The sequence below is a fragment of the Sulfitobacter sp. PS-8MA genome (genome assembly GCF_040933935.1).
Classification (GTDB): domain Bacteria; phylum Pseudomonadota; class Alphaproteobacteria; order Rhodobacterales; family Rhodobacteraceae; genus Sulfitobacter.
Window position 1 is genome coordinate 35,399 of record NZ_JBFQYJ010000004.1, and the last position, 14,975, is coordinate 50,373.

Below are 14,975 nucleotides of genomic sequence, written 5' to 3' on the forward strand. Positions count from 1 at the left end.
TCATATTTAGGGCCATGGAATTTGACCACGATATCGCAATCATCGGCGGCGGGCTGAACGGCCCCGCCCTTGCCCTGGCCCTCAGCCGCGCTGGCCTGCGTGTGGCTGTGATCGACGCGCTGCCCGCGCAGACCTTTGAGGACGCCGAATTCGATGGCCGCGCCTATGCGCTGGCGCTGACCTCGGTGCGGCTGATGGAGGGGATCGGCATCTGGCCCAAGATTGCCGGGCAGGCCCAGCCAATGCTTGAGATCAAAGTCACCGATGGCCGCGCTGGCACCGGCCCCTCGCCCATGTTCATGCATTTCGACCATGCCGAGATCGAAGAAGGCCCGATGGGCCATATGGTCGAAGACCGGCATCTGCGCCGCGCCCTGCTTGAGGCGGTGAAAGCCGATCCGGCGATCACCCAGCTAAACGGCACCCGGGTCACCGATCAGACGGTCGACCCCACCGGCATCACGCTGACCTTCGAGGGCGGCGCGACCCTGCGCGCGCGGCTGGCTATCGGCGCCGATGGGCGCAGTTCGGGCACCGCGGAACGCGCGGGCATCAAGCGCATTGCCTGGTCCTATGGCCAGACCGCGCTGGTCTGTGTGGTCAATCACGAAAAGCCGCATCACGGCATCGCGCATCAGTTCTTCATGCCCCCCGGCCCGCTGGCGATCCTGCCGCTGAGGGGCAACCGCTCGCTCATCGTCTGGAGCGAAAGCACTGCGAATGCAGCGGCGATCAACGCGCTGCCCGATGCCCAATATCTGGAGGTTCTGCGCCCGCGTTTCGGCAGTTTCCTGGGCGAGATTTCCCTGACCGGCGCGCGCTATTGCTACCCGCTTGGCCTGTCGCTGGCCCATGCCATGACCGCCCCGCGTGTGGCACTGCTGGGCGATGCGGCGCATGGGGTGCATCCGATTGCGGGCCAAGGGCTGAACGCAGGGCTGCGCGATGTGGCGGCTCTGGCAGAGGTGCTCGCCGATGCGGTTCGGCGCGGCGAAGACCCCGGCAGCGAGGCGGTCCTGGCGCGCTATCAGGAATGGCGACGGTTCGACAACGCCAGCCTCGCCCTGGCGACCGACAGTTTTAACCGGCTGTTCTCGAACGATAATGCGCTGGTTCGACTGGCCCGCGACATGGGTATGGCGGCGGTGAATGCCCTGCCCGGCCTGCGCCGGGGCTTCATCCGCGAAGCGGCGGGGCTGACCGGGGAATTGCCCCGGCTGATGCGGGGCAAACCGCTTTAGGGTTCCAGCCTCCGGGCCTCATCGGGCAGCATGACCGGGATGCCGTTGCGGATCGGATAGGCCAGACCGGCGGCTTTCGACACCAGCTCCTGCTTTTCCGCGTCATAAGTCAGCGTGCTCTGGCTGCGGGGACAGATCAGCGCCTCCAGCATCCGACGGTCAAATTGCACGGTCACGGGGTCGGTCATTGCATCAATCCTTCTTCCTGACCGCCGCGCATGGCGAATTCGATCAGTGTCACCAAGGTCTCGCGCCGGGTCTCCAGCGATGGCGCTTCAAGCAGGGCCTGTTTGTCCTCGGCCTCAAAATCCAGCATCATCGACAGCGAGTTGATCAGCAGCTCGTCCTCCGCCTCTTTCAACGTATCCCAATCGGCTGACAAGCCCTTGGTATCGAAATAGCGGCCCAGCAGATCAAGAAAGCGCGGCCGGTCAAAGCTGGCGTCAACCTCGCCCGCGCCCAGATCACGCTCAAAGCCCGCCCAGTTCACATCGCAGCGGCGGTAGGGGCTGAAACCATCGATCTCCTGCACCACCCGGAACCGCGACATGCCCGCGAGGGTGACCATATAGCGCCCATCTTCGGTCTCGGAAAACTGGGTGATACGCCCGGCGCAGCCGATGCTCTGCAACTGCGGCCCGTCGCGCCCCGGCACCTCATTCGGCTGCACCATGCCAATGAGCCGCGTATCGGTCTTCAGAGCGTCTTCGATCATCTGAAGATACCGCGGCTCAAAGATATGCAGCGGCAGCCGCGAGCGGGGCAGCAGCAGCGCCCCTGCCAACGGAAAGATCGCGATAGTCTGAGGCAATTCGGCGGGCTTGATCATGATGAGGGACGTAGTGCGCCCACCCCGTCAGGCAAATATCATCGACGACAGTTTGCGGCGCCCGTTCAAGACCACGGGATCATTGGGTTTAAGCGCCTCGAAAATGGTGAAAAGCTGCGTCTTCGCGGCGCCGTCGTTCCACTCGCGATCCCGGCGGAACAGTTCCAGCAGATGATCGACAGCGGCTTCGGCATCGTTATGCGCATAGAGTGCCTGGGCCAGATCAAAGCGGGCCTGATGATCGTCGGGGTTCGCCTCGACCTTTTCGGTCAATTCCGCCACCGGGCCGGCATCCGCCGCCTGATGCGCCAGTTGCAACTGCGCATGGGCCGCTTCCAGTTCGGGCGCTTTCGAAATTTCGATCGGCGCGCCGTTCAGCAGCGCTTCGGCCTGATCCAATGCGCCCATGGCGATATGCGCCCGCACCATGCCGCCATAGGCCGGCGCGTTCATCGGGTCTTCTTCCAAGATCGCGGCAAAGGTCTGTGCCGCGTCTGTCGCCGCCCCTTCGGTCAGCATCTCTTCGGCCGCCTCGACCGCATCCGCCAGCGTATCGCCGGGGGCTTCGCCGCCGCCTGCTTTGACCACACGATCAACGAAAGCCTTGATCTCGGACTGCGGCAGCGCGCCTTGGAAACCGTCGACCGGCTGGCCTTTGTAGAAAGCATAGACCGTGGGGATCGACTGGATCTGCAACTGCCCGGCGATGGCCTGCGCCTGATCGACATCGACCTTGACCATCTTCACCGCGCCCTTGGCGGCCCGCACCGCGTCTTCGAGCATCGGGCCGAGCGTCTTGCAGGGGCCGCACCATGGGGCCCAGAAATCGACGATCACCGGCACGGTTTGCGAGGCTTCGACGACATCGGCCATAAAGGTCGCTTCGGTCGTGTCCTTGATCAGATCGGCGTCTGCCGGGGCGGCGGTGGAAAGGTTCAGGTCGGTCATGCTGTCATCCTCGCTAATCGCGTTTGGCCTTATATGGACGTGCAGGGGCGTGATTCAAAGGTCAAAACTGGCAAAAACCGGCGCGTGGTCGCTGGGTTTCTCCCATCCGCGCGCAGCGCGGACGATGTGGCTGGAATGTCCGGCCTGTGCGATATCCGATGTGGCCCAGATATGATCCAGCCTGCGGCCCTTGTCGGCAGCGTCCCAATCGGCGGCGCGGTAGGACCACCAGCTATAGAGATTGCCCTCGGGCATGTCCTGCCGCGTGATGTCGACCCAAGCGCCGGAGTCCTGCACTTCGCCAAGCGCTTCGACTTCGACGGGCGTGTGGCTCACGACTTTCAGCAGTTTCTTGTGGTCCCAGACGTCATCCTCGCGCGGGGCGATGTTGAGATCACCCACGAGGATCGACTTCTGGGGCTTCTCGCTATGAAACCAGTCGCGCATCTCCGACAGGTAGTCGAGCTTCTGGCCAAATTTCTCATTGATCTCGCGGTCGGGTTTGTCACCGCCCGCCGGGACATAGAAGTTGTGGATCGTGGTGCCATTCTCCAACTGGGCCGCGACATGGCGGGCGTGGCCCAGCGTGGCGAAATCCTGATCGCCGGCGTCCAGCAGCGGCAGCTTCGACAGGATCGCCACGCCGTTGTAACCCTTCTGCCCGCGCGCCACCATATGGGTGTAACCCGCCGCCTTGAACGCCTCGACCGGGATCTTGTCGACCGGGCTTTTGCATTCTTGCAGGCAGAGCACGTCCGGCCCGTGTTCGGCCAGCAGTTTCAGCACCAGAGGCTCGCGCAGGCGGACGGAGTTGATGTTCCAGGTGGCGAGGGAAAAGGACATGGGGGCAGGCTCCGGTCTGGGGGTGGTCCGGCACAGTAACGTGAGGGGCGCCGGGGTGCCATGCGGAAATGGGGCTTCCTTGCGATGGCCCGGCGCCTACGGCGTGATTCCGGGCCGGGCCGCCCCCCTACAAAAAACGGCCGGGCGCAAAGGCCCGGCCAGTCCAACAGGGAGGTATGTACCATTGCCCGGGCACAATCTTCGGGTTCAAACCGAGGGGCGGGTCATGAAAACCCCGCCTCTCAGGGATTCCAACCACGGGGGCCGGAATTGGTTCCCGGATTTACGACATCAATCGATAACCGCCTGATTCCGTGACCAACAAACGGGCGTTGGAAGGGTCAGGCTCGATCTTCTGTCGCAACCGGTAGATATGGGTCTCAAGCGTATGGGTCGTGACCCCGGCGTTATAGCCCCAGACCTCATGCAGCAGCACATCACGCGGCACCACACCATCGTTCGACCGGTAGAGGAATTTCAGGATATTGGTTTCCTTCTCGGTCAGGCGCACCTTGCGGTCGTCCTCGGTCACCAAGACCTTCATCGCGGGTTTGAACGTATAGGGGCCAAGCTGGAACACCGCGTCTTCGGATTGCTCATGCTGGCGCAGCTGCGCACGGATGCGGGCCAGCAGGACGGGGAATTTGAACGGTTTGGTCACATAGTCATTCGCCCCGGCATCAAGGCCAAGGATCGTGTCGGCGTCCGTGTCATGACCCGTCAGCATCAGGATCGGGCTTTTCACCCCCTGCTTGCGCATCAAACGGCAAAGCTCGCGGCCATCGGTATCGGGCAGACCCACGTCGAGGATCACCAGATCATAAAGCGCCTCTTTGGCGCGGGCCATCGCGTCGGTGCCATTCGCGGCTTCGAAGACGTCGAAGTCTTCGGTCATGATCAACTGCTCGCTGAGCGCTTCGCGCAGGTCATCGTCATCATCGACAAGCAGAATTTTCTTAAGCTGGGCCATCTGGTCCTCCGTCTGTTGCCTTGAACATGCCCCTCGGGCGCGCCTCGGGCAAGGGATGCAACAGTGGCTTCACGGCCTCGTGTCGGCAGAGCGGCAAATGTTTCAATTCCCTGCAGGATATCTTAGATAACTCCCAAAGCCTCTGCGGAGTTGCCACGGATTATGAGTTTCGCCCCCGACATTACCGAACAGCTTGCGCGCGCGCGGGCCGATCTGCGCATGGGCGTGCCCGTGGTGCTGGATGACAATGGCCAAGCGGCACTGGTGCTGGCGGCGGAAACGCTGACGGCGCCGCGGCTGGCGGATGTCTTGGCCCTGGGCGGCGCCCCGGTGCTGGCAATCACCGCCTGGCGGGCGGAGACCCTCAAGGCGCGCGCCTATGACGGCAGCCTTGCCCGTGTCCTGCTGCCTGCGGGCGCGACCCCGGCCTGGGTGCAAAGCATCGCCGACCCGGCAGACGACCTGCGCGCCCCGATGAAAGGGCCGCTCAAGACTGCCCGCGGCGGCGATACGGCGGCCCATCGCGCCGCGCTCGATCTGGTCAAGGCCGCGCGGATGCTGCCTGCGGCCCTGGTGCTCGATCTGCCGCAGGGGGCGGATTTCGCGCGCCAGCATGGGCTGACCCTCATCGACCTCACCGCCGCCGCCCCCGTTCTGGCCCGGCGCAGTGCGCTGCATCCGGTGGTCAACGCCCGCCTGCCGATGGAGGTGTCAGAGGCTGGCCGGCTGCATATCTTCCGCCCCGAGGACGGCGGCGAAGAGCATTACGCCATCGAGATCGGCCGCCCCGCCCGCAATACGCCGGTGCTGTGCCGCCTGCATTCGGCCTGTTTCACCGGCGATCTGATGGGCAGCCTGAAATGCGACTGCGGCCCCCAGCTTCGGGCCGCGCTGGCGCAGATGGGCGGCGAAGGCCATGGTGTCCTGCTTTATCTCAACCAAGAGGGGCGCGGCATTGGCCTTGCCAATAAGATGCGCGCCTATTCCTTGCAGGATCAGGGGTTTGACACGGTCGAAGCCAATCATCGGCTGGGGTTTGAAGATGACGAGCGCGACTTCCGGCTGGGCGCTGACATCCTGCGCTCGATGGGGTTTTCTGCGGTGCGGCTGCTCACCAACAACCCGCGCAAGGTCGGCATGATGGAGCAAAGCGGCATCGCCGTCACCGAACGGGTGCCTTTGGCCGTGGGCGAAAACCGCCACAACAGCGCCTATCTGGCGACCAAGGCCGCCAAGTCAGGGCATCTGCTGTGACCCCGAACGATATGGTTCTGACCCCGACCGGGCTGCGCTTTCAAGGCCGGCGCTATGCCTGCAGCATCGGCAAGGGCGGGCTAACGAATAGCAAACGCGAAGGTGACGGGGCCACGCCGCGCGGGGTGCACCGCTTGGTGGGGATGCTCTATCGGCCCGACCGTATCCCCGCGCCGAGCGCCTGGGCGCAGCCGATCCTGCCGGGCGATCTTTGGTCGGATGCCAGCGGCCAGCCCGATTACAACCATCGGGTCCGCGCCCCCTACCCCCATAGCCATGAGGCGCTGCGCCGGGCCGACCCGCTTTACGATCTGGTGATCCTGACCGATTGGAACTGGCCCGAGGCCGAAGCGGGGCGCGGCTCCGCGATCTTTATCCATCAATGGCGGCGGCCCGGCTATCCGACGGAAGGCTGTGTGGCCTTTTCGCGGCGCGATCTGCATCATATCGCGGCGCAGATTGGCCCCGCGACACGGCTGATTATTCGCTAACCCGCTCGCCAAAGATGGCAGAGCCGACGCGCACATGTGTGGCACCGAGCGCAATGGCCTGCTCAAAGTCACCGCTCATGCCCATCGACAGGCCGCTTAGATCGTTGCGCGCGGCAATCTTGGCCAGCAGGGCGAAATGCAGCGATGGGGCCTCATCCACCGGGGGGATGCACATCAGCCCCTTGATGGGCAGGTCCAGCGCACGGCATTCAGCGATGAAATCATCCGCCTCACGGGGCATCACCCCGGCCTTCTGATCTTCTTCGCCGGTGTTGACCTGAATGAACAGATCGGGACAGCGGCCCATTTCCTGCGCCAGACGCGCGATGGTCTTGGCCAGTTTGGGGCGATCAACGGTGTGGATCGCCTCTGCCAGTTCCATCGCCTGACGAACCTTGTTGCTTTGCAAGGGGCCGATGATGTGCAGGTCGATGCCGTCGAAATCCTCGCGGAAGCCGGGCCATTTGCCCGCCGCCTCTTGCACGCGGTTCTCACCGAAAGAGCGGTGCCCCTCTTCCAAGACCGCACGCACACGCGCGTCGGGCTGAACCTTGCTGACGGCGATCAAGGTGACCGACCCTGCCGCGCGGACTGCATCGGCTTCGGCTTTCGTGATGCGGTTTTGGATGTCGCTCAGACTCATTTTCGGCCCTCCATTTCAGGCGCGCAGAGAACAACAGGCCCGCGCAAAAGAAAAGGGGCAGACCGAAAGGCCTGCCCCAATATTCACAGTATGTCGTTCAACTTAGAAGTTGAAGCGAACACCCATGTCGGCAACGGTGTCGCCGTCGAACTGCTTAACCACACCGCCGCGCAGCGAGGTGCCGCCGCCCAGGTCGTGATTGAAGTCGATGCCGTAACCGGTGTCGTCTTCTGTGCCGCCGTCGTTGTCAGCAACATAGACTTCGATGTCTGTTGCAGCGCCTACGTCGAAGCGGCCAGCCAGAACAACGCGGTCACCACCGGTGCCGTTATCAGCATAGGCGAGAGTTACGTCTGCGATGCCGAAGGAACCGCCAGCTGTCGCTGTCCACTCGGTGTCGCTTGCCGCGTCGGAGTCTTGGCCACCAACTGCGAAGGTCCAGCCGCTCCATGTGTAAGCAACGTAACCAGCAACGCGGTCGTTAATGTCGGAAGCCGACACGTGCACTGCCAGATCACCAGCGGAGTACAGAACTTCAACGCCGTTGGAACCAGCCGCGCCGTTACCGCCAGAAGAATACTGATCTGCACGGTCGTCAAAAGCGGTGTAGTCATAGCCCAGACCGGTCAGACCCATGTCAACGGGGTACTGACCCGGCATGGATTCCAGAGCGCCGAAGATGTTGCCAACGCCGACTTCGAAACCACCGGTGCGAGCGAAGAAACGCACGCCGTTGATGCCTGTGCCAGCAGGGCCAGCGTCCTCGAGGAAGTCATCAGCATTGCCGTAAATGCCATCAGGGCCGGGATCTACGTTGCCGTTGTTATCAGTGTTGTTCTGCTGGATGCGCATACGTGCACCGAAGACAACGCCAGCGTCGGACTCAGCTGTTGCGTCGATCTGCAGGCGCAGACGCGAAGTCACGTCTGTGTCGCTGTCGCCACCATCGGAGTCGTTGTCGTTGTACATGATGCCGAAACGGCCGTAGCCGCCGAATGTCACGTCTGCTGCTGCTACACCGGCGGTCGCAACCAGGGCTGTTGTAGCGAAGAGAACTTTTTTCATGAGTTTTCCCTCGGTTTGAATTCATATGCCCAGACCGGGGAATCCGGTAAGGGTATGAAGGGTGTTTGCCCCCAATGCCCCGCACTTGGCAAGGTTCACGCGCCCCCCGCCCTCAATGTCGCTGACGCTGGTGCAGCTATGCCACAGTTTCGCCGCCCGGGCCTGCCCCGCCTGCTCGTTACTGCCTTTGGCGCAGGGGCAGAGCGCCCGAACAGGCACCTATGACATAGACCTTGCCGATAAGGGCCTGCTTGGATAGACCGGAGCGCAAACAGGCAAAGGAAAGCTGCAATGGCCCTTCGTACCGCTTGCAAGATGGCGATCTCCGTTCTGGCGCTCAGCGCGCTTGCCGCCTGTGGTGGGGGCTTTGGCAGCCCAGCCACGGAACGGCCGGATCAATACACCAACCCGAACAATCCCAATAACATTGAGACCAATCCAGACAATACGATCTGGTCGATCTTCAATCGCAAGAACACGGATTCCAGCGTTTCGGTGAACAAGTACCTCTGGTCGGCCTCGCTGGAAGTGCTGAACTTCCTGCCGGTGCAATCGGTCGATCCTTTCACCGGGGTTATCGTCACAGGCTACGGCACCCCTCCGGGCGGTGGCCGTGCGTATCGCGCGACCGTGCTGATCGACGATCCGGCACTGGACGCGCGCTCGCTCAACGTGGCGCTGCAATCCTCGGGCGGTCAGCCGGTGGCCCGCGCGACAACCCGCGCGGTAGAGGATGCGATCCTCAGCCGGGCGCGGGAGATGCGCGTGTCCGACAGCAGATTCTGAGCCCGCTTAACTCAACACGTTTCCAACGCCGGGCCTTGTGAAAGCAGCAGCCCGGCGTTTTTCATGTCATAAGGTCCACTCATGCCCCGCTATACCCCCGCCGAGATCGAAACCCGCTGGCAGCAAGCCTGGGAAAAGGATGGCGTCTTTCAGGCCACCCGCAAGGCCGACAAGCCGAAATACTACGTGCTTGAGATGTTCCCCTACCCCTCGGGGCGCATCCACATGGGCCATGTGCGCAACTACACGATGGGCGATGTGATCGCGCGCTACAAAATCGCGACCGGCCATAACGTGCTGCACCCGATGGGCTGGGACGCCTTTGGCATGCCCGCCGAGAACGCCGCCATGGCGATCGGCGGCCACCCGGCGGATTGGACCTACGACAATATCGCCACGATGAAAGAGCAGATGAAACCGCTCGGCCTCAGCATCGACTGGTCGCGCGAGATCGCCACCTGCCATCCGGGCTACTACGGCCAGCAACAGGCGCTGTTCCTCGATTTTCTCGAAAAGGGTCTCGTCTACCGCAAGAACGCCGTGGTGAACTGGGATCCGGTCGACATGACCGTGCTGGCCAACGAGCAGGTCGAGAACGGCTGCGGCTGGCGCTCCGGCGCGCCGGTGGAGCGGCGCGAGCTGACGCAGTGGTTCTTCAAGATTTCCGACCATTCCGAGGAGCTGCTCTCGGCGCTCGACAGTCTCGACAACTGGCCCGCCAAGGTGAAGCTGATGCAGGCGAACTGGATCGGCAAGTCGCGCGGCTTGCAGTTTGCCTTCTCGACCATTGAAGCGCCTGAAGGTTTCGACCGGATCGAAGTCTATACCACCCGCCCGGACACGCTCATGGGCGCGTCCTTTATCGGCATCTCGCCCGATCACCCGCTGGCCAAGACGCTGGAGCGCGACGATGAGGCCGTGGCCGCTTTCTGCGCGGAATGCCGCAAGGGCGGCACCACCGAAGAGGCGATCGAGACCGCCGAGAAACTAGGCTATGACACCGGCATCCGCGTGCGCCTTCCCTTTGATACGGCGCATGAACTGCCCGTTTATATCGCCAACTTCATCCTGATGGACTATGGCACCGGCGCGATCTTTGGCTGCCCGGGCCATGACCAGCGCGACTTCGACTTTGCCACGAAATACGACCTGCCGATCATCTCGACCTTCCTGCCCTCCGAAGACGCCTCGCCCGAACTGACCGAGGCCTATGTGCCGCCGAAGACCGAAAAGGTCTTCTACAACCGTGGCTTTGCAGGCGACCAGTGGCAGACCGGCGAAGAAGGCGTCGATGCGGCCATCGCCTTCTGCGAGGAGAACGGCATTGGCACCGGCGTGACCAAATACCGCCTGCGCGACTGGGGTCTCTCGCGCCAGCGCTACTGGGGCTGCCCGATCCCGGTGGTACATTGCGACGCCTGCGGCGTGGTGCCCGAAAAGAAAGAGAACCTGCCGATCGAACTGCCCTATGACGTCAGCTTCGACACGCCGGGCAACCCGCTCGACCGACACCCGACATGGCGCAACTGCGCCTGCCCGGCCTGTGGCAAGGATGCGCGGCGCGAGACTGACACGATGGACACTTTCGTCGACAGCTCGTGGTACTACGCCCGTTTCACCGCGCCCCGGGCCGAGACGCCAACGGTCATGGAAGACGCGCAATATTGGATGAACGTCGATCAATATATCGGCGGCATCGAACATGCGATTCTGCACCTGCTCTACGCCCGCTTCTTTGCCCGCGCCATGCAGATCACCGGCCATCTGCCCGAGGGTGCGGCAGAGCCCTTCGACGCGCTCTTCACCCAAGGCATGGTGACGCATGAAATCTACCAGACCCGCGACGCCAATGGCCGTCCGGTCTATCACCTGCCCGAAGAGGTGACCGAGGGCAAATTGGCCGACGGCACCGAGGTGGAGATCATCTCCTCCGCCAAAATGTCGAAGTCGAAGAAAAACGTCGTCGACCCGCTGCATATCATCTCGAACTACGGCGCCGACACCGCGCGCTGGTTCGTGCTGAGCGATTCGCCCCCCGAGCGGGACGTGGAATGGACCGCCTCTGGCGCCGAGGCCGCCTATAAACACCTCTCGCGCGTCTGGAACATCTGCGACCGCGTGGGCGAGATGGACCGCGAGGCGCCAGGCACCGGCGACGAAGACCTGCTGCGCGCGATGCACAAGACGATCCATGACGTGACCATGGGCGTGGAATCCTTTGGCTTCAACGCCGCCATCGCCAAGCTCTATGCTTTCACCGCCACCTTGCAGAAATCCAAGGCCGGCTATGCCGCGCAGCGCGAAGCGATCATGACGCTGGCGCAGCTGATGTCGCCGATGACCCCCCACCTGTCGGAAGACATCTGGGCGCATCAGGGCGGCGAAGGGCTGATCGTCAACGCGCCTTGGCCCAAGGCTGATGAGGCGATGCTGGTGGATGACACCGTGACCCTGCCGATCCAGATCAACGGCAAACGCCGCGCGGAAATCCAAGTGCCTGCCGACATGCCGAAGGAAGAGGTTGAAAAAACCGCGCTGTCGCATGAAGCTGTCATTCGAACGCTCGACGGGGCCACGCCGAAAAAGGTCATCGTCGTGCCCGGACGGATTGTGAATGTCGTTGCCTAAACCCGCCTCCTCGCGCCGCCGCTTCCTGCTGGCCCTGCCCCTTCTGGCGCTCGCCGCCTGCGGGTTCGAGCCGGTCTATGGCCCCGGCGGCGCGGGCACGGCCTTGCAAAACCGCGTGCTGGTGGACGCCCCGGAAGACCGCTTTGGCTATTTTCTGGTGCGCGAGCTGGAAAGCCGTCTGGGCCGCGCGTCTGCGCCGAAATGGGGGCTGGCGCTGACCACCACCACGGCCGAAGACGGGCTCGCCATCGACAGCGAAGGCAACACGCGGCGCTACAACCTCTTGGGCACCACCGCCTATGCGCTGCGCGACCTCGACAGCGGGCAGATCGTGACCTCGGGCAAGGTCGAAAGCTTCACCGGCTATTCCGCCACCGGCACCACCGTCGCCACCCGCGCGGCGGAACTGGATGCGCAGGAGCGGCTGATGGTGATTCTGGCCGACCTCGTGATCAGCCGTCTCTACGCGGCCGACCTGCCCCAATGAAACTGACCCCGCGCGAGGCGAAACCCTATTTCGCGCGGCCCGATCCCGCGCGCACGGGGCTGTTGATCTATGGCAGCGACGCCATGCGCGTGGCGCTAAAACGGCAGGAATTTCTGAAAAACCTGCTCGGCCCCAACGCCGAAGAGGAGATGCGCCTCAGCCGCATGCCCGCGGGCGAATTGCGCCGCGATCCGGCGATGCTGCTTGACGCGATCAAGGCGGTCGGCTTCTTCCCCGGCCCGCGGGCCGCGCTGGTGGAAGAGGCGAATGACAATATCGCGAAAATCCTGCTCGACGCGCTGAAGGACTGGCAGCCGGGCGACGCGCAGATCGTGGTGACCGGGGGCGATCTCAAGAAAACCTCCAAGGTACTGAAAGCCTTCGAGACCCACCCCAACGCCTTTGCCACCGCCATCTACGACAACCCGCCCGACCGGGCCGAGATCGAACAGATGCTCAAAGATGCGGACCTCACCCCCGAGGCCGACGCCATGGCCGCCCTGACCGATCTCGCCCGCACCCTCGACCCCGGCGATTTCCGGCAGACGCTGGAAAAGATCACGCTCTATAAACTGGACGACAGCACCCCCATCGGCCTTGATGACATCGCCGCCTGCGCCCCCACCTCGACCGAGGCCGAGGTGGACGACATCCTGCATGTGGTGGCCGAGGCCCGCGCCGCCGAGATCGGCCCGGTGATGAGCAAGCTGCAAGGCCAGGGCGTGAACCCGGTGACGCTGACCATCATGGCCACCCGGCATTTCCGCACCCTCTACCGCATCGCTGCCAACCCCGGCGCGCCGATCTATGGCGTGCGCGACCGCGACCGCGCCATGCGCCAAGCCCGCAACTGGGGCGCGGTGAAACTGGAAACCGCGCTGGCGGTGCTGACCGAGACCGACCTCAAACTGCGCTCCGCAGGCCAGCACGCGCCGGCACTGGCGCTGGTCGAACGGGCCTTTATCCGTCTGGCGATGCTGGGCGCACAACGTTGATTTTGAAAGGGAAACCCATGTACACAGTCATCGGCGGCACCAAACCCCGGGCCTTTCGCGTCATGTGGATGCTCGAAGAACTGGGCCAGCCCTATGCGCTGAACCCCGCAGCACCGCGCTCGGAAGAGGCGCGGAAATACAACCCTTCGGGCAAGATCCCCGCGCTTCTGGACGGCGATGAGGTGCTGACCGATTCCACCGCGATCATGACCTATCTGGCCGACAAACACGGGGCGCTCACCGCCCCTGCCGGCACGCCCGAGCGCGCGCGGCAGGATGCGATGACCTTTTGGTTGATCGACGAATTCGACGCGGTGCTTTGGGCGGCGGCGAAACATAGTTTCGTCTTTCCCGAAGAGGCCCGCGTGCCCGCGATCAAGGACAGTCTGAAAGCCGAGTTCGAACGCGCGGCCAAAACCCTGTCCGACCGGCTTGAGGGGCCGTTCCTGATGGGGGACCAGATCACCCTGCCCGACCTCTTAGCGGTGCATTGCATCAACTGGTCCATCGGCGCGAAGTTTCCGCGGGTGGATGACAAGCTGAACCTCTGGGCGAAATCCCTGCGCGAACGCCCCGCTTTCCTCGCCGCGATGGCCAAGGAAGACGGTTAACGCCGCGCCCACTCCGCAGCATGGCGGCCCGCCCAATGGCCGGTCGCCAGACAGCCGTTGATCAGATAGCCGCCCGTGGGCGCTTCCCAATCCAGCATCTCGCCCGCCACGAAAACCCCCGGCAGGTCGCGCAGCATCAACCCTTGGTCGAGCGCCTTAAACCGCACGCCGCCCGCCGTCGAAATCGCCTCATCCATCGGGCGCAGCCCGGCATGGGCGATGGGCAGGTCTTTCAGCAAAGCGGCCAGCGCCCCGGCCTCCTGCGGCAGCGGGCGGGCCATTTCTTGCAGCAGCGCGATTTGCGCGGGGCTGAGTTTCAGCCGCTTGCGCAGATGGTTGGCCTGACTGTCCTTGCCGCGCGGCTTTGCCAGACGCGCCGCCACCTCGTGGGCCTGCAAGTCCGGCAGCAAGTCAAGCGTCAGCGGATGCCCTTCGCGCAGCCCGCGCGAGACGCTGTAGATGCCGCCCCCCTCCAGCCCGCGGGCCGAGATCACCGCCTCCCCGCGCGAGTGGTAGGGACCAGCGCGCCATGCCACCCCCTTGAGCGCCGCGCCGAAATGGCGGGTCATATGCGGTGACCAATCGACCAGCAGCCCGACATTGGCCGGAGCAAAATCCCTAAGGGCCACGCCGTGGTCCGCCAGCAAGGGCGCCCATTCACCCGTCGCACCAAGCCGCCGCCAACTCGCGCCGCCAAGGGCCAGCACCGTCACATCGGCAGTGACCGCTTCGCGCCCGCCGGGCGTATCAAAGGTGAATGCATCCCCATCCCAGCCCTGCCACTGCCAGCGGGTATTGATCGTCACCCCGCCTTCCGCCAGCCGCGCGAGCCATGCCCGCAGCAGCGGTGACGCCTTCATCGCACGAGGGAAAACCCGCCCGGTGGAGCCGGTGAACATCTCTTGGCCCAAGCCTTCGGCCCAGTCCTGCACCGCTTGCGCGTCAAAGGCCTGCAGGATCGGGCGCAGGACCGGGGCGGCTTCCTCAAAGGCGGAAAGAAAGGGATCGAAGGGCTCTGCCTTGGTCAGGTTCAACCCCGACTTCCCCGCCATGAGGAACTTGCGCCCGACCGAAGGTTTGCCCTCGCAAAGCGTCACCGACAGCCCGGCCGTTGCCATTGCTTCCGCCGCCATCAGCCCTGCCGGGCCGCCGCCGATCACCAGCGCGCGGGTCATGCGCTGGCC

General features: G+C 63.9%; 16 protein-coding genes. 8 read left to right on the top strand and 8 right to left on the bottom strand.

From position 1 onward, the window contains the following. The first annotated feature begins 14 nt into the window (after positions 1 to 14). Positions 15 to 1,241: an FAD-dependent monooxygenase gene (locus tag AB4M76_RS01970; protein WP_368440131.1), complete on the top strand. Its 1,227-nt coding sequence runs from the start codon at positions 15 to 17 to the stop codon at positions 1,239 to 1,241. Here AB4M76_RS01970 and AB4M76_RS01975 read toward each other — a convergent pair. From AB4M76_RS01975 to AB4M76_RS01995, 5 genes are all read right to left on the bottom strand, one after another. Then, positions 1,238 to 1,429: a Trm112 family protein gene (locus AB4M76_RS01975; RefSeq protein WP_368440132.1), complete on the bottom strand. Its 192-nt coding sequence runs from the start codon at positions 1,427 to 1,429 to the stop codon at positions 1,238 to 1,240. The genes AB4M76_RS01970 and AB4M76_RS01975 overlap by 4 nt on opposite strands. Then, complete coding sequence (locus AB4M76_RS01980; protein ID WP_368440133.1) at positions 1,426 to 2,070, bottom strand: LON peptidase substrate-binding domain-containing protein; 645 nt, start codon at positions 2,068 to 2,070, stop codon at positions 1,426 to 1,428. Before AB4M76_RS01980 ends, AB4M76_RS01975 begins: the two co-directional genes overlap by 4 nt. Before the next feature lie 27 nt (positions 2,071 to 2,097). Beyond that, positions 2,098 to 3,018, bottom strand: coding sequence for a thioredoxin (trxA, locus tag AB4M76_RS01985; RefSeq protein WP_368440134.1), 921 nt, complete (start codon positions 3,016 to 3,018; stop codon positions 2,098 to 2,100). Between the two features lie 54 nt (positions 3,019 to 3,072). Further along, positions 3,073 to 3,861 carry an exodeoxyribonuclease III gene (locus tag AB4M76_RS01990; RefSeq protein ID WP_368440135.1) on the bottom strand — a complete coding sequence of 263 codons (789 nt, stop codon included), beginning with the start codon at positions 3,859 to 3,861 and terminating at the stop codon, positions 3,073 to 3,075. A gap of 283 nt (positions 3,862 to 4,144) precedes the next feature. Then, entirely contained in the window at positions 4,145 to 4,831 is a 687-nt protein-coding gene (locus tag AB4M76_RS01995) for a response regulator transcription factor (RefSeq protein ID WP_368440136.1), read from the bottom strand. A 162-nt stretch (positions 4,832 to 4,993) separates the two neighbouring features. Between AB4M76_RS01995 and ribA the strand changes: the two genes are divergently transcribed. Further along, positions 4,994 to 6,085, top strand: coding sequence for a GTP cyclohydrolase II (gene ribA / locus AB4M76_RS02000; RefSeq protein WP_368440137.1), 1,092 nt, complete (start codon positions 4,994 to 4,996; stop codon positions 6,083 to 6,085). Next, positions 6,082 to 6,576, top strand: coding sequence for a L,D-transpeptidase (locus AB4M76_RS02005; protein WP_368440138.1), 495 nt, complete (start codon positions 6,082 to 6,084; stop codon positions 6,574 to 6,576). Before ribA ends, AB4M76_RS02005 begins: the two co-directional genes overlap by 4 nt. On the opposite strand, the gene AB4M76_RS02010 is transcribed toward AB4M76_RS02005, so the two are convergent. Continuing rightward, the gene (locus tag AB4M76_RS02010) at positions 6,566 to 7,219 is read right to left on the bottom strand and encodes a YggS family pyridoxal phosphate-dependent enzyme (protein ID WP_368440139.1); all 654 of its coding nucleotides are present in this window, start codon (positions 7,217 to 7,219) and stop codon (positions 6,566 to 6,568) included. The two genes, AB4M76_RS02005 and AB4M76_RS02010, sit on opposite strands and share 11 nt — an antisense overlap. Before the next feature lie 102 nt (positions 7,220 to 7,321). Then, entirely contained in the window at positions 7,322 to 8,284 is a 963-nt protein-coding gene (locus AB4M76_RS02015) for a porin (protein ID WP_368440140.1), read from the bottom strand. Positions 8,285 to 8,575: 291 nt separating this feature from the next. Between AB4M76_RS02015 and AB4M76_RS02020 the strand changes: the two genes are divergently transcribed. The 5 genes from AB4M76_RS02020 (at position 8,576) to AB4M76_RS02040 (ending at position 13,791) form a co-directional block, all read left to right on the top strand. Continuing rightward, entirely contained in the window at positions 8,576 to 9,070 is a 495-nt protein-coding gene (locus AB4M76_RS02020) for a DUF3576 domain-containing protein (RefSeq protein WP_120350007.1), read from the top strand. A gap of 81 nt (positions 9,071 to 9,151) precedes the next feature. Continuing rightward, positions 9,152 to 11,698, top strand: a complete 2,547-nt coding sequence (gene leuS, locus AB4M76_RS02025) for a leucine--tRNA ligase (protein WP_368440141.1) — start codon at positions 9,152 to 9,154, stop codon at positions 11,696 to 11,698. Continuing rightward, positions 11,685 to 12,185 (top strand): LPS assembly lipoprotein LptE, encoded by a 501-nt coding sequence (gene lptE / locus AB4M76_RS02030; protein ID WP_368440142.1) that lies wholly within the window; start codon positions 11,685 to 11,687, stop codon positions 12,183 to 12,185. The genes leuS and lptE overlap by 14 nt, the downstream gene beginning before the upstream one ends. Further along, positions 12,182 to 13,180 (top strand): DNA polymerase III subunit delta, encoded by a 999-nt coding sequence (gene holA / locus AB4M76_RS02035; RefSeq protein WP_368440143.1) that lies wholly within the window; start codon positions 12,182 to 12,184, stop codon positions 13,178 to 13,180. Before lptE ends, holA begins: the two co-directional genes overlap by 4 nt. Before the next feature lie 17 nt (positions 13,181 to 13,197). Then, positions 13,198 to 13,791 carry a glutathione S-transferase family protein gene (locus tag AB4M76_RS02040; protein ID WP_368440144.1) on the top strand — a complete coding sequence of 198 codons (594 nt, stop codon included), beginning with the start codon at positions 13,198 to 13,200 and terminating at the stop codon, positions 13,789 to 13,791. Here the strand turns inward: AB4M76_RS02040 and AB4M76_RS02045 are convergent. Next, complete coding sequence (locus tag AB4M76_RS02045; RefSeq protein WP_368440145.1) at positions 13,788 to 14,966, bottom strand: TIGR03862 family flavoprotein; 1,179 nt, start codon at positions 14,964 to 14,966, stop codon at positions 13,788 to 13,790. The two genes, AB4M76_RS02040 and AB4M76_RS02045, sit on opposite strands and share 4 nt — an antisense overlap. Between the last annotated feature and the right edge of the window lie 9 nt (positions 14,967 to 14,975).

Bases quoted from the DNA above. Each gene is read 5' to 3' on its own strand.
- AB4M76_RS01970 (WP_368440131.1), top strand. From the start codon at position 15: ATGGAATTTGACCACGATATCGCAATCATCGGCGGCGGGCTGAACGGC.
- AB4M76_RS01975 (WP_368440132.1), bottom strand. From the start codon at position 1,429: ATGACCGACCCCGTGACCGTGCAATTTGACCGTCGGATGCTGGAGGCG.
- AB4M76_RS01980 (WP_368440133.1), bottom strand. From the start codon at position 2,070: ATGATCAAGCCCGCCGAATTGCCTCAGACTATCGCGATCTTTCCGTTG.
- trxA (WP_368440134.1), bottom strand. From the start codon at position 3,018: ATGACCGACCTGAACCTTTCCACCGCCGCCCCGGCAGACGCCGATCTG.
- AB4M76_RS01990 (WP_368440135.1), bottom strand. From the start codon at position 3,861: ATGTCCTTTTCCCTCGCCACCTGGAACATCAACTCCGTCCGCCTGCGC.
- AB4M76_RS01995 (WP_368440136.1), bottom strand. From the start codon at position 4,831: ATGGCCCAGCTTAAGAAAATTCTGCTTGTCGATGATGACGATGACCTG.
- ribA (WP_368440137.1), top strand. From the start codon at position 4,994: ATGAGTTTCGCCCCCGACATTACCGAACAGCTTGCGCGCGCGCGGGCC.
- AB4M76_RS02010 (WP_368440139.1), bottom strand. From the start codon at position 7,219: ATGAGTCTGAGCGACATCCAAAACCGCATCACGAAAGCCGAAGCCGAT.
- AB4M76_RS02015 (WP_368440140.1), bottom strand. From the start codon at position 8,284: ATGAAAAAAGTTCTCTTCGCTACAACAGCCCTGGTTGCGACCGCCGGT.
- AB4M76_RS02020 (WP_120350007.1), top strand. From the start codon at position 8,576: ATGGCCCTTCGTACCGCTTGCAAGATGGCGATCTCCGTTCTGGCGCTC.
- leuS (WP_368440141.1), top strand. From the start codon at position 9,152: ATGCCCCGCTATACCCCCGCCGAGATCGAAACCCGCTGGCAGCAAGCC.
- lptE (WP_368440142.1), top strand. From the start codon at position 11,685: ATGTCGTTGCCTAAACCCGCCTCCTCGCGCCGCCGCTTCCTGCTGGCC.
- holA (WP_368440143.1), top strand. From the start codon at position 12,182: ATGAAACTGACCCCGCGCGAGGCGAAACCCTATTTCGCGCGGCCCGAT.
- AB4M76_RS02040 (WP_368440144.1), top strand. From the start codon at position 13,198: ATGTACACAGTCATCGGCGGCACCAAACCCCGGGCCTTTCGCGTCATG.
- AB4M76_RS02045 (WP_368440145.1), bottom strand. From the start codon at position 14,966: ATGACCCGCGCGCTGGTGATCGGCGGCGGCCCGGCAGGGCTGATGGCG.